This is a genomic window from Thermoflexus sp. (assembly GCF_042408365.1).
In the GTDB taxonomy this organism is placed as follows: domain Bacteria; phylum Chloroflexota; class Anaerolineae; order Thermoflexales; family Thermoflexaceae; genus Thermoflexus.
In genome coordinates this window covers 1-17,689 of record NZ_JBHOQJ010000195.1, presented here as the reverse complement: position 1 = coordinate 17,689, position 17,689 = coordinate 1, and the positions used below count along the sequence as shown (strand labels likewise).

The window sequence follows — 17,689 nt, the reverse complement described above, 5'->3', positions numbered from 1 at the left end:
GTTTAGTGAATATAGTACAACCGCTTGGCTGGGGAGGAGATGCTCTCCATCGCGGATTATGTGCAGGCAATAGCCGACATACTGGGACAAGAGGCAAAGATTGTCTTCGCTCCCTGGTCGTGGATTCGCCAGCAACCCGATTTATCAGATTTCGAAGCGCCGTTCGTCAACGAGCGCTTTGTTCCGGATATTGCCCAGGTCAAGCGCGATTTGAAATTCGAACCCACACCCTTGGGAATTTGGCTCAAGCAGACTGTTGCGTGGTTTCTCAATGATTATAATGGGCCGGATTCGCATGGATACACCAAGCGGGCGGCAGAGATCGCCGCCGCCCGAAGGTTGCGTTCTACAGGAAACGCTGCTGCGTAAGACTCCCGGGCTGGGATCGACGAAGGCCAACCCCTGGCCGCAGGCTCCGAGAGGGCGATTTCAATCGGCATGACCCACCGTTCGATGAAGGCCGAGCGAAGGCCGCCGCGACAAAAAGGCCGCCTTCGCTCGGCACTCGCGCCGAAGGATTAGACCCTCACCGGGTGATCTCGAACAAGGTCCCTTCCGTCTGGCCGTAAATCTCCGGGAAGTAGAACGCATAGGCCCGCGCGGGGCGCACTTGGAACCGGCCCGCCCACCCGGCCCGGATCAAATAGGTGTATTCGTAAGTCCCCGGTGGGAGATATTCCGCAAACAGCGCTGCCCGATCATCATAGAGCGCAGTGTGCCCAAACCACCACCAACCCCACCACTTGTAGCCCCCGAAGGGATCCGCCACGTCCACCTGCCGTAGCTCCGGTGGCCGCCCAATGGTGGGCGAGGTCTTCAAGGACGGATCGATCGCTTCGGCCCCCGCTGGATACGGATCCTCCAGGACCACGTGGTGCACCACGCGGGGGACCACCAGCGTCAGCCGCACGGTCAGGATATCCCCTACGCGGGCCGAAGTAACCGGCGTGCACGGTTGCCGCCGATCCTTCAGGCACGGGTCGTCCAGCCGGAGGTATTGGCGGCTCAGGGTAAGGCCCCGCGAACGCGGCGCGATCCGTTCCACCGGTTCCTCTAACGCCATATGGATGGTGTAGTAAAGCACCCCGGGCCCGGCGCTGCGGGAGAGCTCCACGGCGTTGCCGACCTCCCGCAACAGCCCGGCGATGTCCTGGCGCAGGGTGACCGTCTCCTGGAGATGGGCCGGGTCCACCGTCCCGGATCCGATCGTCTCATCGTTCAGGCGCACGGTCCACGCGTAGTTCCCCTCCAGCTCGCCGCTCTGGATCATCCACTCGGTGAGGGCCATCAGGGCCCAGGCCGTCTCCTGGGTGGTCTCCCATCGATCGGCCCGGCGGGCGGCCATCAACCCCCGCACGGCTTGGAAGGCCATGGGGTTCTTCGGGTCCAGGCGCAATATGCTCAGCAAGGCGATGGCGGAGGTCCGGGTGTCCGTGCTCCAGTTGAAGTCATCCAATCCCCGCTCTTCCCAGAACGCGCCCGTCGCCGTGACGTGCGCCTGCTCCAGCACGCTGTTCAGCAACGTGGGGATCAGCGGGTGGTCCGCCTGGACGCGGCCGAGGGCCATGGCCAGGAAGGCCCGGGCATACAAGGCCAGGTGCTCTTTCTGGGCCTCCCACAGCGCGACGATCCGGCCGGCATCCCCGGCGCCGGCCTCGGCCATGGCGAACAGCACGAAGGCCTGGCGGTTGGCTTTCCACGCGGGCAGATCCCTCGGCGCCTCCAGGGACCGGCGCAGGAACGCCACCCCGCGCTCGATGACGTCATCGGCCACCGCGAACCCGCTGGCCCGGGCCTGGGCCAGGGCGAACACGGCGTAGGCGGTGGTGAGCGGATCGCTCTCCATCGAGGTGAACCAGCCCCAACCGCCATCCGCGTGCTGGCCCGCATACAGCTTTTGCAGCCCGACAGCGATCTGCTCGCGGAGGCGCTCCTCGAGATCCGGGCGGGCCAGGTTCAGGCGGAGGAGCGCTTGATAGGTCGTGATGTTGGGCAGGAAACGGCTGATCGTCTGCTCCGTGCACTCGTACTCGAAGTGCTGGAGCCAGGTCAGGCTATCCAGGGCCGTCGCGGCCAGGGAGGGGGAGAGCCGCAGGGTCACCGTTCCCCCCGTAACCTCCGGCTCCGGCGGGATGGCGATGATCTCCAGCCGGGGCTCCGGCGTCTCCAGCATCCCAGCCGCTGCTACGGTCTCCAGGCTCACGTATCGCAGCACCGGGATCATGCCGTCGGGCCGGGCGAGGGTCGGTTTGGTGGCGTCGCGGAATCCGCCCCCTTCCGCGTAGAAGGTCAAATCCACCGCCTCTACCCGCTCCACCACCCCGGTCCACTCGAAGCGGGCCATGCCGCCCGGCGGCAGCTCACCGGTTTGGACGGCCGGGCTCTCCAGCGTCAGCCCCCGCGCCTCCAGGCGGGCTGTGACCGGCAGCGGTTGAGCGGTGTTGTTATGGACCGCCGCGCCCAGGGTGACCCGATCCCCCGCCACGAAGAACCGCGGCACGCTGGGGCGGATCAGGAGATCCTTGGTGCTGATCACATCCAGTGTGGCCTCGCCGACGCGGGTGTCTATCGTGACCCCCTTCGCCGTGATGCGCCATGTCGTCAGGTTATCGGGCAGGCGCACGGAGAAGACCGCTGTTCCGTTGGCGTCGGTCCGCAGGATCGCGTTCCAGTAGGCGGTGTCTGGGAATTCCCGCCGGATCTCCCCGAAAGCCGCTTCGGCCCCTCCGCCGCCGCCCTTGCGCTCCCGGGCGATCCGCACCGTCACCCGGTTCAGGTTGTAAACCAGGGAGACCCCGGTGAGGACTGAGAGGTCGCGCCGGCCATAGAACCCCTCGATGATGGGCGGGGCGTTGGGATCCACTAGGGCCAGCACAGCCGCGTCCACAACGGCCACCGCGACCTCCGCCGGGACCGGGCGGCCATCGGCGTCGGTGGTGCGGACGGTGACGGTCATCGTCTCGCGGGGGCCATAATGGGCGCCGGCGGCCACATCCCGATCCGGGATGAGCTCAACGCGCAGGGCCTGGCGGGTCGGCTTCACCGGAAGGTTCACCATTCCGATCTTGAAGCCCGGGGCGGGGTTCTCTCGCGTCACCCCCTGGATCAGGATCACGGAGACGAAGACGTTGGGAGCGTCTTCCTCGGAAAGCGGGATGGCCAGGGTGGGTGCATTCCCCTCCAGCGTGCGGACCTCCGCCCGCCGGATCCGCCCGCGCTCCAAAGTGATGAGAGCGGTCACCGTCCCGGTGAAAGGGGAGGGGACGAGGATAGTAGCCGTGTCCCCCGGCGCATACTCCCGGCGGTCCGCAACCAGCTCGATGCGATCGTTGTTCTCCTGGCGCCAAGCGACCGCGCCGCGCCCGGAGACCCAAACGAACTCCGCGCTCCGGACGCGACGGCCTTCCGCATCGACCCCTTCCGCTTTCACCACATAGGTCCCGGGATCGGGCGGGACGAAAGCCAGGCGTCCCAAGCCTTCCGCGTCGGTTCGGAGTGTGCCGCTCATCACTGCGGTGTCGCTGTAGGTCCAGGTCCAGAGCGGCCCGCGGTCGGTCTCCTGCAACACACTAAACCACTGGCGCTGGTAGGCGGTCCATGCCAAGGCCACATCCCCCACCGGGCGGCTTTCCCAATCCACGGTCCGAACCGTGAAGGTGAGCGGTTGGCCGGCTTCCCCGACATAGCGCTCCGCCTGCAGACCGATGTAGAAGCGGCCCGCGTGGACCACGACATCGGTCCGGCCGGCCACCAGATGATCATTGGGATCCGTGACGCTGGCTTCCAGGATCACCACCTGGCTCCCAGTCCGCTTCCCCAAATCCGCGGGAAGGCGGATGAGAAAGCGCCCTTGGGCGTCGGTGGTCCCGCTCCCGCTGGCGATGGGCTCTTCCCCTTCCCCTTCGTAAGCGCTGTAGGGGTCGAAGTCGGACCAGGAGTAATATCCCGGCCCAGTGTATTCAAAGAAGTAGGGGCGGGCGCGGGCGGTCCATTCCACCTTTGCCCCAGCCACCGGCCCGCCGAAGTAATACGTCGCTTCCAACAGCGCCTGGATCGTCTCGCCGGCGACGTAGGCCGGGCGGTCCGTGGACAGGTTGACCCGGAACTCCGGACGCCGATAGGCGGCCACCAGGAAGGAGATGGAGTGATAGTAGAGCCCGGGCGGGAGGTCGGCCATCAGCGTATAAGGGCCCAGCGTCGCGTCCTCCGCCAATGGGAAGGATCCCTCCGCCGTGCCGAAGTCGTTCAGGGTCAAGGTCGCGGAATAAACCTCCCGACCCTCCGGGTCGTGGATGCGTATGGGGAGCGTCCGGGTGGGCGGCAGGCTGTAACGAGCATCGTCGTCCGTGCGTACGATCGCCTTGAAGCGCACCGTCTGGCCGGGACGGTAGATCGGCTTATCCGTCTGCCAGTAGACCCGGAAGCGGGCGGGCTCGTAATTCGCAGGAAGGTTAAAGGCCCACGGCTCGATGCCGTCGGACCAGGTGTTGGCCCCGATCCCGAAGCGGCCGCCCGGGGTCCCGGCCACCGCCACGCGCACCCGCCACAGGGGAGCCGGATCCGACCAGGAGAAACGAACCAGACCTTGGGCGTCGGTGACGCCGGCCCCCAGCGCTCGCAGAGATGCTGCGGAGGCCTCGCCCTCCTGGGCTTCGAACAGCCGAACGGGCACGCCCGGCGCCGGGCGGCCGGAGGCCAAGTCGGTGACCCACACCAAGGCCTCCTGCGGGGCGATCTTGACCACCACGTTGAGGTTCACCACGGCCAGCAAATAGCGGCCGGGTCGATCCCCCGGAGCGACCGAGGCGTCCATTCGAAGATGATAAAGCCCGGTGGGAAGGGTCCGCCGGGCCGGGCCGCCCAACGGGACACGGTTCAGCATGATGACGTCGGAGATCACCTCTGGGACCGTGAACGTCCAGCGGGCTACGAGCTCCTCCGCTGGGGCCGTGTAATGAAAAACGGCCTCCGGATCCCGGCTCAGGGCAACGAACCGCTCCAGGCTCAACCGAGCGAGGGTGAACGCCACCTGATTCAGATTCCGGGTGGAGAGGAAAGCGGCGGTCTCCGTGTAGGTCCCCACCAGAGCGATCGGTGAATACGGGCTGCCGATGTTCAGATAAGCCAAGGGGTTCAGGTGGTTGACGGCGAAGGTAAACGTGTGTTGGCGGTCCAGCCGGTTCCCATAACGATCCGTGATATCCGGGCCTACGGTGAGGGTGTAGACTGTTCCCGGCTGCCAGCGGCCGGAGAGCATGAACACGCCGTTCTCTGGATTCCAGTTGGTGTACACCTGGGTGATGGAGATCGGCGGCTCGAAGCGGAGGTTCGGCCAGATGGTCTCTGGGCGGATGGCTCCGGAGCTGAAGCGAAGCTCGATGGAGGAATCCGGGTCGAGGCGGGTCAGCCCCTCGGCGCTCAGGTTGGCGCTCTGCAAGCGGGGGTAGGCGGGGGTCGTGAAGGCCCAGGCCACGGATCCGTCCAAGGTGGCCCCGGAAGGCGCGGCCGCGCGCTGCTCCAAGCGAACGAAGTAGCGGGTTTCCAGCTTGAGAGGCTGGGCGGGCTGGAAAACGAGGGTCTGGCTGATCCACGTGAACCGGCCGGGGACGATCGGGCCGTCCTCCGCGCCCTCGCGCATGGAGAAAGCGGATTCCACCGAGGCCCGGTCCATTTCCATGTTGAACGTGATCGAGATCGGCGTGCTCAGATCCAGGTCCATATGCCGGCCGGGCTTCGGCGCATAATCCCGCACCGCCGGGCGGCGGATCGTGAAGCTCCACGTGTAATCCTTCTCGAGAGCGACCCCGGTGAGGTCCTTCAACCCAGCCACCACGCGGGCGGTGTACGTACGCCCTGCCTCCCACGCTCCCTCTGGCTGGAAGGAGTAAATACTTGTGTTGATCCAGCGGCCCGTGCCTTTAATGGGAGGATCGAAGGCCAGGGGCTGTGGGAGATCACCCGGGGCCAGGTCGCTGCGAAGCGGGACCACCGGCCGGTTGAAGACCACCGTCACCGGGGCCCGGGGGTCTACATCCCGTGCATCGGGGGTGGGGATCACCTCCACCACAGCCAGCGGGGAAGCGGTTCGGAAGCGGAAGGCGACCGGGCGGGCAAGAGGGTGTCCGTTGCGAGCCCGCGCGTTCTCCAGACGGACTTCGTATTCAGCGTCCGGCTTCCAGGGGACCTGGGGGAGGAAACGGACGATCCGATCCCCGGCTTCCCACGCAAACCGGCCGGCGACGGCCGGGATGATTCGCAGGTTCGCCTCCACGGAGGCCCGGTCCATGGGCTCGCTGAAGACCAGGCGTAAGGGCATCTCGGGGGTGACTTCCTGTCCAGGCTCCGGAGTACGGGTGACCAGGATCGGGGGGAGCTTAGAGACCACAGGGGTAGGGGTTGGAGTCGGGGTGGGACGACAGGCCTCGAGGATCATGAACAGGATGAGGGGGAGGAACACCTTTTGGGATAGCCCGCGTCGTGCGAACATCTTGGGCTCCTTTCCTGGCTGGGGGAAGTTGAAGGATTTTGGGGTGGGCAAGGCCGCCTTCGGTGAACCCGCCTACCCTAAAACCCCCCACGATTTAGGGAATCCTTAGGTGTGGGGAGGCCAAGGGCCTCCCCACACGTCTTCAAGCTGATTTTCTCCCCGTTCACAGCCGGGCGGTAGTCCCGTCGGACGACGCAAGGCGCCAGGGCGCCCCTAAGCGGCGAGCATCCCGGCTAAACGAGTGCTGGGAATTAATATCGGCGTTTCCAGTCGAAGATATATTGGCCGGCCAGGTTGCAGTCCTGATGGTCGATCACCACCTGTGGTGAGAGCGGGCGGGGGTTGCCCGGGCTCTCCACGATCTCGATGATGAACCGGAAGGGCTTGTGATAATCCGCCGGGTTCAACGGGGCGAAGCCCCACATCCCCGGCGCCCGGCCGCCGCTCTGCTTGTAGTCCTCGCAGTTCCCATCCCCCGGCGAGAGGCAGACCTGCTCATAGCCGCCGCCGGAGGGGAAGAACATCCGCAGGCGATACCACACGCCGTCGATGGGGTTGCCGGCGGCGTCCCGGATGTAACCCTCCATGTAGACGGTCCCGCAGTTCGGAGCGAGCGACATCGACTGTGGGTAGAAATCGAAGGCCGGGGTGGGGGAAGGGACGGGCGTCGCCGTCGGGCGCGGCGTCGGTGTGAACGGAGGCCGGGTCCGCGTGGGCGTGCGCGTCGGTGTAGGGGTATCGGTCGGCGTCGGGGTGAACGTTGCGGTCGGGGAGGGCGTGACGGTAGGCGTGGAAGTGGCTGTCGCGGTGGGACGTGGAGTGCGGGTGGGTGGGAAGGTGGCCGTGGGCGGTGCACCCCCGAACGGCGCGCCCTGACAGGCAGCGGCCAGCAGGCCGATGAGGATCCCGAGATCGCGCCATGTTCTGCTACGCATTGATCCCTCCTGGGATGCGCTGAGCTCTCATTCCACCTGCTGTGAATGCAGCGTTTGCAACGCCTGCACCAGATGATACCGCATCCGTCGGGCGACTGTCCAGCGCGCCCTCGGGCGCGCCCGGGCCTCGATGCGCACCGTGATCGCCGTCTCGCTGATCCCCTCGATCCCCGCGAACGCGGGGGGCTGCAACAACGCCTCTGCGACCTCGGGATCCTGGGCGAGGGCTTCGGCGGCCGACTGCATCAGGAGCTCTAGATGTTCCAGTCGGAAGTCCCGCGGCAGCGGAAGCTCGACCCCCACCTGGGCCCAATCCCGGCTGAGGTTGCTCACCACCCCCAGCATGCTGTTGGGGATCACGTGGAGCGTCCCATCCGCATCCCGCAGGTACGTCGCCCGCATCGTGATCCGTTCCACGGTCCCCGCTACCCCTGCCACCCGAACGGTCTCCCCGATCCCGAAGGGATCCTCCAGCACGATGATCAGGCCGGCGATGAGATCCCGGATCAGGCTCTGGGCACCCAGGCCGATGATGATCCCCGCGATCCCAGCCCCAGTCAGGATGGGGGCGAGGTTTAAGCCGAGGAGAGAAAGCAATGTGAGGAGAGCCACGGCCAAAAGCACGGCGCGCAATAAGCTGCGGATCAGGGAGAGGGCTGCCTCGATCCGTCGGGCCCGCTCCGGGTCCACCTTGGGAAGCGGAACGTGCACCAACCGCCCGATCCCCCACCACAGGAGCCCGGTGAGGACCAGGATGATCAGCGCGCGCAACGAGGTTTCAAGGATCTCCCGAGAGATCACCGTCAGGTCCTTCATCGCTACCAGATCGCATCGGGGAAGGTGCACATCCCGGCGTGGTGCCCCACCCGTTTATACATATGGACGCCGTCGAAGGGCTCGCCGAGGATCCCGTCGTAGATTGCCCACGAGCGGCCGCGCACCGTTCGCTCCATCCCCGGCTGGCGGAACGGCGTGGAGCCGTCCAGGCGACGATAGAGCTCCCCGCCCGGCTGGAACTCCCGATGGATCCACTCCATTTTGGTCCGCCCCTGGATATACCCGCAGCCGTAGCGTTCGAACAGGATGGCGGCGTGATAAGCCAGGGGCTCCACCAGGAACATATCATGGCCCAAGCGGGCGATGAATCGCTCGAACAATGGGAGCATGTATTTGGTCAGGCGCAGGCCCTGCCGCACCTGGCCGGGCGCCAGGCCGAACTGCATGGCCGCGATCTCCGCCTCGATGTTCCGGCTCATCGTCCCGTATTTCGTCGGCCGGCCCTGCCAGTCCCGATCCACATCGAAGCGGGGGGACTCCGGATCGTTGGTCATGAAGAGCAGGACGATGATCCGATTATGGAGCGTCTCCGCGAAGTGCAGGTAAACCAGCGGATCCTGATCGTCCGCCCGTCGCCAGATTCGGATCTGGACATCGGGGCCTCCTGGAGCGGCCTCGATCTCCACTAGGGGGCGCCCATCGGGATCGGCCAAGGTGAGGGGATCGATGCCGTAACGTTCCAAAAGGAAATCCGGGATCAGCGTACGATAGATCGCCTGCCGGATCGGCGCCGGCAGGCGATTGATCTCCCGAATAGAGACGAGGGCTCGTCCATCGACCACAAAGCGATCGTGCAGGATCTCGACCGACATCGCGCTCCTTCCCTGAGCGCCCACAAGGGACGTCCCTACACCAGGACGTGGATACCCTTTGTCGGGGCAGGCCTTGTGCCTGCCCATGAAGGGCACCCACAAGGGGTGCCCCTACACCAGGATGCGAACGCCTATAGTAGGGGCCATCCTCGGTCTCAATCGATCCCCTTCAAGGCCCGTTCGACCTCCCGACGGGCTTCGCGCTCCGCGATGGCCCGGCGCTTCTCGTATTGCTTCTTTCCTTTGACCAAGGCGATCTCCACCTTGGCGAAGCCACGTTCGTTCAGATAGACCCTGAGGGGCACGATGGTGTATCCCTTTTCCTGGGCCTTACCGATCAGGCGGTTGATCTCGTGGCGATGCAAGAGGAGCTTACGGGGCCGGCGAGGATCCGGGTTGTCCCGCGCGGCCGGCTCGTAAGGCGCGATGTGGACGTTCATCAGCCACAGCTCGCCGTCCCGAGGAAGCACATAGCCTTCCCGCAGGGAGATCTTCCCCGCCCGGATCGACTTGATCTCGCTCCCGGTGAGAGCGATGCCGGCCTCGTAGGTTTCCTCGATGTGATAGTCGTGGTAGGCCTTAGAATTTGTGGCCATCACTTGAACAGACTGCGATTTTTTCATGTTCAAGCCATCCTGATCTGAAAACGAAAGATCGGGGATCCACAGCCCGTCGTTCCGCCCGGGCGATCCGCCGGATCCCCATGGGGTTCGGGCCCCAGCGTCCGGGCGGGCTTCACCGCCTTACTAATCATATCGGCAAGTGCGTGGCGCGCCAATGGGGAGGGTAGGGGTCCCCGGGAGGAAGCGCGGGCGCTAATGTCTGAGTTGTATCTTGCCAATGGGAGAACTCTGAAAAGCCTGCCTGGCCTGTGCGGTAGCTGACTCATTGAATGAACGCAGGTCTGGCCCGGCGAGCCTGCCCGTTCCCGCCAAGTGTGCACGGGGGGAGTGGATCGATCCACTCGAAAGAAGCGCCCCAACCCGCGCTTCCACTTAACATCGCTGTCAGCGTTGCTGGTAAAGCGCAGCTTGTCAGGCTATTGTCATAGGAATCTAGTACGGCCACAACATTTGCAATATGTGGGGTGATGAGATGTCCAATTTGTATTGGAAACCCCGAGATCAGATATGTAGTTTGACCGAGAGGACCTTTGCCTCCGAAACAGAATTGGAGCAGTATATATTCGACAATCAAGAGATTCCACATTATCCACCGCCAGATTCGCACAGGCACCAAACAGGGAATCCCGGATATGTTGGGGGTGGATCAGGATGCGCGGATATGCATTATAGAGCTTAAGAAAAGAAGCCGATGAAAATATTCTGCCACAAGCGCTCGGACATTCGATTTGGCTGGAGCGCAAGAATAAGCCTGAGGACATCGAGCCGAATTGGGAAAACCTGGACCTTCGCATCATTTTGATCGCCCCTCCCTTCAAAAGCACCGTGCCTCGTATAGCAGGTAAGATCGGCTATCCCATTGATCTGATGGTCAGGCGGTATGGCTTTGAGGAGGAAGAGTTCATCGTTGTTAAGGTGTCGGAATCCTAATCCCTGCCCGAGGTGGGTGTGACCAGGGTGATGGGAGAGTGGATTGGGGTTTCTATGAGGGTGAGCACGGAAAGGAGGCGACGGCACAGTTCCGTAATGCGGTGGAAGTCGTGGCCAAACTGGCAGTCGAGCAGGGGTGGGGGTTACCGTACAATCTGAACAAGTACTATGTTGGCTTCAAGCTTGGAAACAGGATGGTGTTCAGTGTGGGTTGGGGTGGAACATATGCCTGGAACTTAAGACTCAAACTGCCCGAGGGCACAGCCAGGAGCTTTCGAGGTCAATCGTGGGTATTGCAAAGACACGACAGGGGTTTCCGCGAGGCTGTCTTCCGGCCTCTCAATCCCGATTCGCTCGATTTCTCTGAACTGAAGCCGCTGCTCATTGAAGCATACCAGTATGTTCCTGGGCGGCAGATCACCGAAGGGAGGACCTCTCGATCCCAGGATGCTGGCAAAACAGAACGGGGAAGCAGGCTGGAACGCGAAGTATAGGGTGGGGATGTTCGGGGGCAGGCCGGGCACCGAAGACGCCCGGCCCGCCTTTTTATCTCACGAAGAAGCGGATGTGCAAGACGCCCAGCTCATCCCGGTTTCGCTGGGGAAGCGGCGCTCGGAGCTCCACCCATCTCCACAAAATAAGCCTCGCAGGCCCGATCGATCAGCTCTTTGCTTAGCGTCGGTTTGACGTTGAAATACGAGGCGATATCCTGGATATGGGCCAGCAGATCCCGAGCGTGAACCGCGCGAAGCGGGCGCCGGCGCTTGATGTACCATTCCTGGATGAGATAGACCAACGCCTGCTCATCGTAAGGGATCCCTCGGGCCTGGCACTCGCGTCGGAAGATCTCCCGGAACTCGGCCGGCGTGGGATCAGTGATTTCAATCTTGTGCCGGATCCGCCGCAGGAAGGCTTCGTCCACCAGATCCCGCGGGTTCAGGTTGGTGGAGAAGATGATCAGTGTCTCGAAGGGGATTTCGAACTTCTGGCCCGTGTGGAGGGTCAGATAATCCACCCCCTTCTCCAAAGGGACGATCCAGCGGTTGAGCAGATCCCGTGGGCGCACCTGCTGACGGCCGAAATCATCGATCAGGAACACGCCTCCGTTGGCCTTCATCTGAAGAGGCGCTTCATAATAGCGGCTGACCTCGTTCCACGTCAGATCCAGCATCTCCAGCGTGAGTTCACCCCCGCTCATAATGAAGGGCCGTCGGATGGGAATCCATCGGGCGTCCGCTGGGACTTTCAGCACCCCCGTCTGCCCGCTCCGATGGTTCGAGAGCGGTTCGTGGTTCACCTCATCGAAAACCTTGATGATGAATCCCCCAACTTCGACTGCGTAAGGGATATAGATGATGCCCTCAAAAACCCGATGCCCGATGGCCTCCGCGATCGAGGTCTTTCCATTGCCCGGCGGGCCGTAAAGAAAAATCGAGGTTCCGGAGTTGATGGCTGGGCCGATCTTGTGGAACACCCGATCGTTCAGGACCAGGTGGTTTAATGCTTGGCGCATCACCCGTGGGGTGACCCGGGTCCCTTTATGGGATTGACGGCGCATGGCGACGCTGTAGGCAGCGAGGGGGACCGGGGCCGGGCCGGCATACTGACTTCGGTTCAGCGCCTCCTGGGCTCGATCACGGCCGCGCGCGGTCAGGGCATACTGATACGCCTGCTCACCTACCCCCTTGGCCCCTTGCACCTCCACCAGCTGTTCGCGCTTTAAGAAATCCAGGATCACTTCGGTCACCCCCGTATAGGGGAGGTGAAGGCGTTCAGAGAGCTGCCCTCCTGTCAGGTAGCCGGCGTTGTAAAGGATTTTCAAAGCCAGATCGGCCAGCAAGGCAGGGGAAAGCCCGGTTTCCTCCAGCGTTCGGGGCATCGGGGGAATGAAAGCAGGCTCCGTCGGTGGAGCGACTCTTGAAGACGTTGGCGCTTCGGTCTGAGAGCTTACGGGAGCATTCATCATCGCGTTCCTCACACAGATTCAAGGTGCATTTTACCAAATGCATGGGAAGGTCGCCCAGGGCGGATCAGCGCCCTGATACTGGTGCTGAGCGCACGATGTCAATGGGCGGCCGAGATAAACAAGGATACGTTTTTGGCCTTGGCGGCCTCGCCGCCGAAACCCGAAACCCAGATTCAGTGCGGTGGGAATCACGTTAGAGAACGGGCAAACCCTGAAGGTCGCCCCCATCAATGGTATCCACATTTATATACCGATCGCAGCGCGGCAGACGTTCCGGAGCATCACCATCCGGGCCCTCCGGTTTCCGAACGTGGGCTTCCATCGGACCGGTGTTCCCCCGCCCTTCCTCCCCCATGGCCTTCCGGGTCGCGAGAGAGGAGGCGGGGATCAGCCTGGAAGGTAAACCGGAAGAACGAGATTCAGGAGGAGCCCAGCGAGGAACAACGCGCCGGCACGGCGGTTGAACACGAACGCCCACGAGACATACCAGAGCGGCCATACCGGATAGCCCGGGGGCGGGACGGCCGGGCGCGGCCGCAGGTAAGTCCGCAACACCTCCATCAGGCGCGGGAGGCTGAGCAAAATGAGCAACACCCACACCCCCAGCACCCGGGCGAGCACCAACCCCAGGACCACCAGATAAAAAGCGATCATCAGGCCGATATTCAGGGCCCGTGCCCCTCGCTCTCCTAACAAAACCGGGAGGGTATAGATCCCCCGTGCCCGATCCTGCTCCGCCTTATCCATGTGCTTTCCGATGAGGACGGTGGCCACCAGCATCGCGTAGGGGAGGGAGGCCCACCAGACCCACGCGGGCAACATTCCGGTGGTGGCATAAAAAGTGCCGCCGATCATCAGAGGCCCCCAGACCAGGAAAACACCCAGTTCCCCCAACCCGATGCGTTTCAACCGGATCGGAGGCGCTACATAGAATACGCTGATGAACAAACCAACGATGGCGAAGGCCAGGATCGGCCAACCCCGTAGCATCGTCAAATATAGGGCGATCAGCGCGTCGAGGGCATTCACCAGCAGGATCGCCCGCAGCAGCTGCGGGCGCGTGACCAGGCCGGAGAGGATCGGGTGGGGCGCATACTGGGCCCGGACGTATTCCCCAGAATCCAGTCCGGTTTCGAGGTCGAAGTAATCGTTAATCATGTTGTTGGCCGCATGAGCCAACAACAATCCAACAGTAGACAACAGGAAGGGCAATGGCTCGAACCGGCCCGCGGAGGCCGCCAGCAGCCCCCCGATCGCTGCGGAAATGAACGTCATGGGGAACACGCAGCAGCGAACGACGAGGAGCCACTTCGATATGGGATCCATCGGCCGATCGGCTCGGAAATTACAGGTGCGGTAAACTTCCAGCCAGTTGCGCCACATCTCGGTTTCCTCCATCATGCATCGTTGTGTTTGAAATACATCGCCGCCGATCGCTTTTGTGAGCCTGATGGATCCTCGATCATTCCCATCCGCTTCCGTCGCGGCCATTGGCCTCAGGGGGGAGTAGAAAGGGTGAGGTCAAAAAGCGCCTGATTGCGTATAAAGTATATCCTATCTTACGCTCTCGGAGGCCGAAGTGAGGAAGCGATGGATTGAGATGGCGATGAGGGTGGGCCTCATGATAGGGGTCCTGGGATCCGGCTGCTCTAAGCAGGTGGCCCCCGCCGGATCGCCCGCGCCGCCCACCGCTTTCCCGACCCGGACGAGGGAGAGCCGTCCATCTCCAACCCCCTTGCCAACGGCGACGGCGATCCCTTCCCCTACCCCCACGGCGGACCCCTATGCCGATCTCACCGTGGAGGCGCTCCGCCGACGCGCTTATGGAGGGGGATCGATTGAAATCCAGCAAGTTCTGGCGGTCACGCCCGCCTTCACCCGTACCCTCTTCACCTATCCCAGCGATGGGCTGACGATCTACGGCTTCATGAACGTCCCCCGTGGCCATGGACCCTTCCCCGTGGTGATCGTTCTGCACGGCTACGTGGACCCTCAACGGTATTCGACCCTGGCCTATACCACCCGATACGCCGACGCCTTCGCCCGGGCGGGGTTCCTGGTCCTTCACCCGAATTATCGCAATCATCCACCGTCCGATGAGGGCCCCAATCCCTTCCGGGTGGGTTACGCCATCGATGTGCTGAACCTGATCGCCCTCCTGCCCACCCTGTCATGGGCGCAACCGGACGCTGTGGCTCTGTTCGGCCACTCCATGGGCGGAGGGATCGCCCTGCGGGTCCTGGTGGTTCGACCCGAGGCGGTCAAGGCCGCCGCCCTCTACGGGTCCATGAGCGCCGATGAGCGCAAGAACTTCGAGCGCATCCTCCAATGGTCCGGCGGCCGCGCGGGGCGGGAGGAGCTGGGCGTTCCCATGGAGGCGTTACAGCGGATCTCGCCGGTCTTCTATCTCCAGGACATCACCGCCCCGATTCAGATCCACCACGGTGCGGCCGATACCACGGTGCCGCCTGAATGGTCGCGGGAGCTCTACGAGCGCCTGCGGGCGCTGGGCAAGCCGGTGGAATGGTTCGAGTATCCCGGCCAGCCTCACACCTTCCCGGCCGGAAGCGCGGCCGAGCGCCTCTTGTTGCAGCGAGCGATCGCTTTCTTCCAGAAGCATCTGAGCGGTCGCTAAAGCATCCGCCTGTAAACCATTAAAGAACGAGGGGAAACGCGGATGGGGCTTATGGATCAAGGGATTGGAAGCGGACGATGGGCGGTCATCCCCCGTGTCCTTTGTTTCCTGTTCTGTGGGGATGAGGTGCTCCTGATCCGGCGGGCACCGAATCGACAAGTTTTCCCGAATCGCTACAACGGGGTGGGCGGTCACGTGGAGCCTGGGGAGGATCTCCGCCAGGCGGCCCATCGCGAGATTGCGGAGGAGACCGGGATCAGCATTGAAACGCTCCGCCTGGCAGGGCTGGTCCTGATCGATACCCACACATCCCCCGGGGTGCTTCTCGCGGTCTTCACCGGGGAAGTCCCGGAGCGCCTGCCGGTGTCAGCGAGCTCGGAAGGGACGCTTGAGTGGGTGCCCGTCGAACGCGTCCTGGAGCTCCCAGTTGTCGAGGATTTCCCGGCCCTCTGGCCGCGGGTGCTTCGGTTCCGAGAAACCGGGGAGCTGTTTTTCATGAGCTACCCGCGGGATTTATAGCGCTTTGGGTATTCGATGAGGGGACAGGGGGTCCTTATCCGGGATATTGAAACCGGCGCTGTTTTATTCGTCGGGCGAGTCGTGAACCCAGTCCTGTAATCAAAACCTCCCGCGGGTTCTAAGCCCGCGGGAGGTTTTTGCCCTCTCCAGTGGATCATGGCATCTGCTTCGCTTTGTGGCGAACCATAAACGACTTTATGATTCTCCATAGCATAACCCGAATCCGGTAGTGCTTCTTCCGTTTGTTTTTGGAGTAAACGGGTGGCCCTTCCCCCCTCTCCTTCCTTCCCACGGCCCTTCTGGTCGGGGGAAGGGAGAAAAACAATGAAGAGGGAGATGAGCATGCCCGCGATTGACCTCTCAGATATCCTGTGCCTCTATTACGAGGAGGTGAATCCCACCGGCGCGCCGCCTGTTCTCCTATTGCACGGCCTGGGCTCCCGCGGCGAATCCTGGATCTTTCAATTCGACCCTCTTGCCGAAGCCAGATACCGAGTGCTGGCCCCCGACATGCGGGGCTTTGGCCGCTCCAGTGCCCCGCCAGAAGTGACTGTCCAGGCGATGGCGGAGGACATGGCGCTCTTCCTGGAACGGATGGGCGCTGTGCCAGCCCATGTCGTTGGCATCTCGATGGGCGGGGCGGTGGCCCAGCAACTGGCGTTGGACCACCCGGAGATGGTGTGCACCTTGGTGTTGGTGAGCACATTTTCCCACATGCGCCCGCAGAGCCTGAGCGGCTGGCTTTATTTCCTAACCCGATGGATCCTGATCAACCTGATCGGCCCAAAGGGACAGGCTGAAATGGTGGCCTGGCGTATCTTTCCCCAGCCTGATCAGGAACTTTTGCGGGAAAACCTCAGCCGGTGGATTGCTCAGACCAATCCTTGCGCTTATCGGTCCGCTTTGCGTTCCCTGATGCGCTTTGACACAAGGAGCCGTTTAAGCGAATTGCGAATGCCCGTTCTGGTGGTAACGGGCGCGGAGGATACCACGGTGCCGCCATCTGTCCAACACGCCTTAGCGCGGGGGATCCCCGGCGCCCGGCATATTGTGGTGGAAGGGAGTGGCCACGGCATCATTGCTGATAACCCGGATACGTTCAACCGCATTTTGCTGAAGTTCCTAACAGAAGTGAGAGGCTGATCATGGAGCCGGATCAAATGTGATAAAGTCGGTTTATGATATCAGGATCGCTTGCGCTTCTGCGAGGGATGAGATGGCAGCGATTGGGATCCATGCATTGGAAGAACTGGCTCGCATGCTATATGGTCTCACGGATCCCCAGGAGATCCGCCGCGCCGCCTTGAAGTGGGCAGTGACATGGGCTGGGGCCTCAGATGGGGCTTTCCTTGTCCGGGAACGCGAAGGTTGGCGGGGTCGGGCCGTGCTGGGCGACCCGGCGTTCTGGGAGCGGGATTGGGGGCTAATGGAACCCAAGGAGGAACTGGCTTGGCATGGACGGGAAGAGGATGCAGTGAATTTCCTGCCCATCCCAGTGGGTGGGGTCACAGAGTGGCTGGGGCTGCGCGGGGCGGATCCCAAGGCGCTGGCGGATGGGTCCGCTTGGAGGGCTGCTGGGTTCCTCATCGCCCTCGCTCTATCCGCTGCCCAGGAACGGGAAGCGCGCGCCGTCTTTTTCTCCACCGCGGTGCACGAGCTGCGCCTGCCCATGACCAGCATCAAGGGATATGCCGATCTCCTGCTCAAAGGGATGGGCGGCTCCCTCATCGAGACCCAGCAGCGCTTCCTGGAGATGATCCGTTCGAACATCGATCGTCTGGCCGGCCTGGTCCAAGATCTATTGGAGCACTCGCGCATGGAGACCGGGCGCCTGCGTTTGCGCATCGAGCCGGTGGCCCTGGACGAGGCCCTGCAGGAAGCCATGCGGCGGGTTCAGACGGAGGTGGAGAGGCGGGGACATGTCGTGCGGGTGGAACTGCCGGAG

At 63.1% G+C, this 17,689-nt stretch carries 12 protein-coding genes; 5 read left to right on the top strand and 7 right to left on the bottom strand.

Annotated elements, in window-relative coordinates:
* The first annotated feature begins 39 nt into the window (after positions 1-39).
* Positions 40-369 (top strand): hypothetical protein, encoded by a 330-nt coding sequence (locus ACFMO5_RS09265; RefSeq protein WP_376792468.1) that lies wholly within the window; start codon positions 40-42, stop codon positions 367-369.
* Between the two features lie 157 nt (positions 370-526).
* Here ACFMO5_RS09265 and ACFMO5_RS09260 read toward each other — a convergent pair whose 3' ends face one another.
* The 7 genes from ACFMO5_RS09260 to ACFMO5_RS09230 form a co-directional block, all read right to left on the bottom strand.
* Positions 527-6,487 (bottom strand): Ig-like domain-containing protein, encoded by a 5,961-nt coding sequence (locus tag ACFMO5_RS09260; RefSeq protein WP_376792467.1) that lies wholly within the window; start codon positions 6,485-6,487, stop codon positions 527-529.
* Between the two features lie 251 nt (positions 6,488-6,738).
* Positions 6,739-7,422 carry a hypothetical protein gene (locus ACFMO5_RS09255; protein WP_376792466.1) on the bottom strand — a complete coding sequence of 228 codons (684 nt, stop codon included), beginning with the start codon at positions 7,420-7,422 and terminating at the stop codon, positions 6,739-6,741.
* 27 nt (positions 7,423-7,449) lie between these two features.
* On the bottom strand, positions 7,450-8,238 hold the full coding sequence (locus tag ACFMO5_RS09250; protein WP_376792465.1) for a mechanosensitive ion channel family protein: 789 nt from the start codon (positions 8,236-8,238) through the stop codon (positions 7,450-7,452).
* A gap of 2 nt (positions 8,239-8,240) precedes the next feature.
* Positions 8,241-9,071: a hypothetical protein gene (locus ACFMO5_RS09245; RefSeq protein WP_376792464.1), complete on the bottom strand. Its 831-nt coding sequence runs from the start codon at positions 9,069-9,071 to the stop codon at positions 8,241-8,243.
* Positions 9,072-9,226: 155 nt separating this feature from the next.
* Positions 9,227-9,694: an SsrA-binding protein SmpB gene (gene smpB, locus ACFMO5_RS09240; RefSeq protein ID WP_376792463.1), complete on the bottom strand. Its 468-nt coding sequence runs from the start codon at positions 9,692-9,694 to the stop codon at positions 9,227-9,229.
* 1,513 nt (positions 9,695-11,207) lie between these two features.
* On the bottom strand, positions 11,208-12,587 hold the full coding sequence (locus ACFMO5_RS09235; RefSeq protein ID WP_376792462.1) for an ATP-binding protein: 1,380 nt from the start codon (positions 12,585-12,587) through the stop codon (positions 11,208-11,210).
* A gap of 390 nt (positions 12,588-12,977) precedes the next feature.
* Entirely contained in the window at positions 12,978-13,973 is a 996-nt protein-coding gene (locus ACFMO5_RS09230; RefSeq protein ID WP_376792461.1) for a prenyltransferase, read from the bottom strand.
* 196 nt (positions 13,974-14,169) lie between these two features.
* On the opposite strand from ACFMO5_RS09230, the gene ACFMO5_RS09225 reads away from it, so the two are divergent.
* The 4 genes from ACFMO5_RS09225 to ACFMO5_RS09210 form a co-directional block, all read left to right on the top strand.
* A complete protein-coding gene (locus ACFMO5_RS09225) occupies positions 14,170-15,225 on the top strand; it encodes an alpha/beta hydrolase family protein (RefSeq protein ID WP_376792460.1) in 1,056 nt (351 codons plus the stop codon).
* A gap of 51 nt (positions 15,226-15,276) precedes the next feature.
* On the top strand, positions 15,277-15,744 hold the full coding sequence (locus ACFMO5_RS09220) for an NUDIX domain-containing protein (protein ID WP_376792459.1): 468 nt from the start codon (positions 15,277-15,279) through the stop codon (positions 15,742-15,744).
* A gap of 342 nt (positions 15,745-16,086) precedes the next feature.
* Positions 16,087-16,887, top strand: coding sequence for an alpha/beta fold hydrolase (locus ACFMO5_RS09215; protein ID WP_376792458.1), 801 nt, complete (start codon positions 16,087-16,089; stop codon positions 16,885-16,887).
* 73 nt (positions 16,888-16,960) lie between these two features.
* Positions 16,961-17,689, top strand: a 729-nt coding sequence (locus tag ACFMO5_RS09210; RefSeq protein WP_376792457.1) for a sensor histidine kinase, incomplete at its 3' end; no start/stop codon positions are given.

What these genes read in the sequence shown, in the direction of transcription:
- ACFMO5_RS09265 (WP_376792468.1), top strand. Translation starts at nt 40, where the DNA reads ATGCTCTCCATCGCGGATTATGTGCAGGCAATAGCCGACATACTGGGA.
- ACFMO5_RS09260 (WP_376792467.1), bottom strand. Translation starts at nt 6,487, where the DNA reads ATGTTCGCACGACGCGGGCTATCCCAAAAGGTGTTCCTCCCCCTCATC.
- ACFMO5_RS09255 (WP_376792466.1), bottom strand. Translation starts at nt 7,422, where the DNA reads ATGCGTAGCAGAACATGGCGCGATCTCGGGATCCTCATCGGCCTGCTG.
- ACFMO5_RS09250 (WP_376792465.1), bottom strand. Translation starts at nt 8,238, where the DNA reads ATGAAGGACCTGACGGTGATCTCTCGGGAGATCCTTGAAACCTCGTTG.
- ACFMO5_RS09245 (WP_376792464.1), bottom strand. Translation starts at nt 9,071, where the DNA reads ATGTCGGTCGAGATCCTGCACGATCGCTTTGTGGTCGATGGACGAGCC.
- smpB (WP_376792463.1), bottom strand. Translation starts at nt 9,694, where the DNA reads ATGAAAAAATCGCAGTCTGTTCAAGTGATGGCCACAAATTCTAAGGCC.
- ACFMO5_RS09235 (WP_376792462.1), bottom strand. Translation starts at nt 12,587, where the DNA reads ATGAATGCTCCCGTAAGCTCTCAGACCGAAGCGCCAACGTCTTCAAGA.
- ACFMO5_RS09230 (WP_376792461.1), bottom strand. Translation starts at nt 13,973, where the DNA reads ATGTGGCGCAACTGGCTGGAAGTTTACCGCACCTGTAATTTCCGAGCC.
- ACFMO5_RS09220 (WP_376792459.1), top strand. Translation starts at nt 15,277, where the DNA reads ATGGATCAAGGGATTGGAAGCGGACGATGGGCGGTCATCCCCCGTGTC.
- ACFMO5_RS09215 (WP_376792458.1), top strand. Translation starts at nt 16,087, where the DNA reads ATGCCCGCGATTGACCTCTCAGATATCCTGTGCCTCTATTACGAGGAG.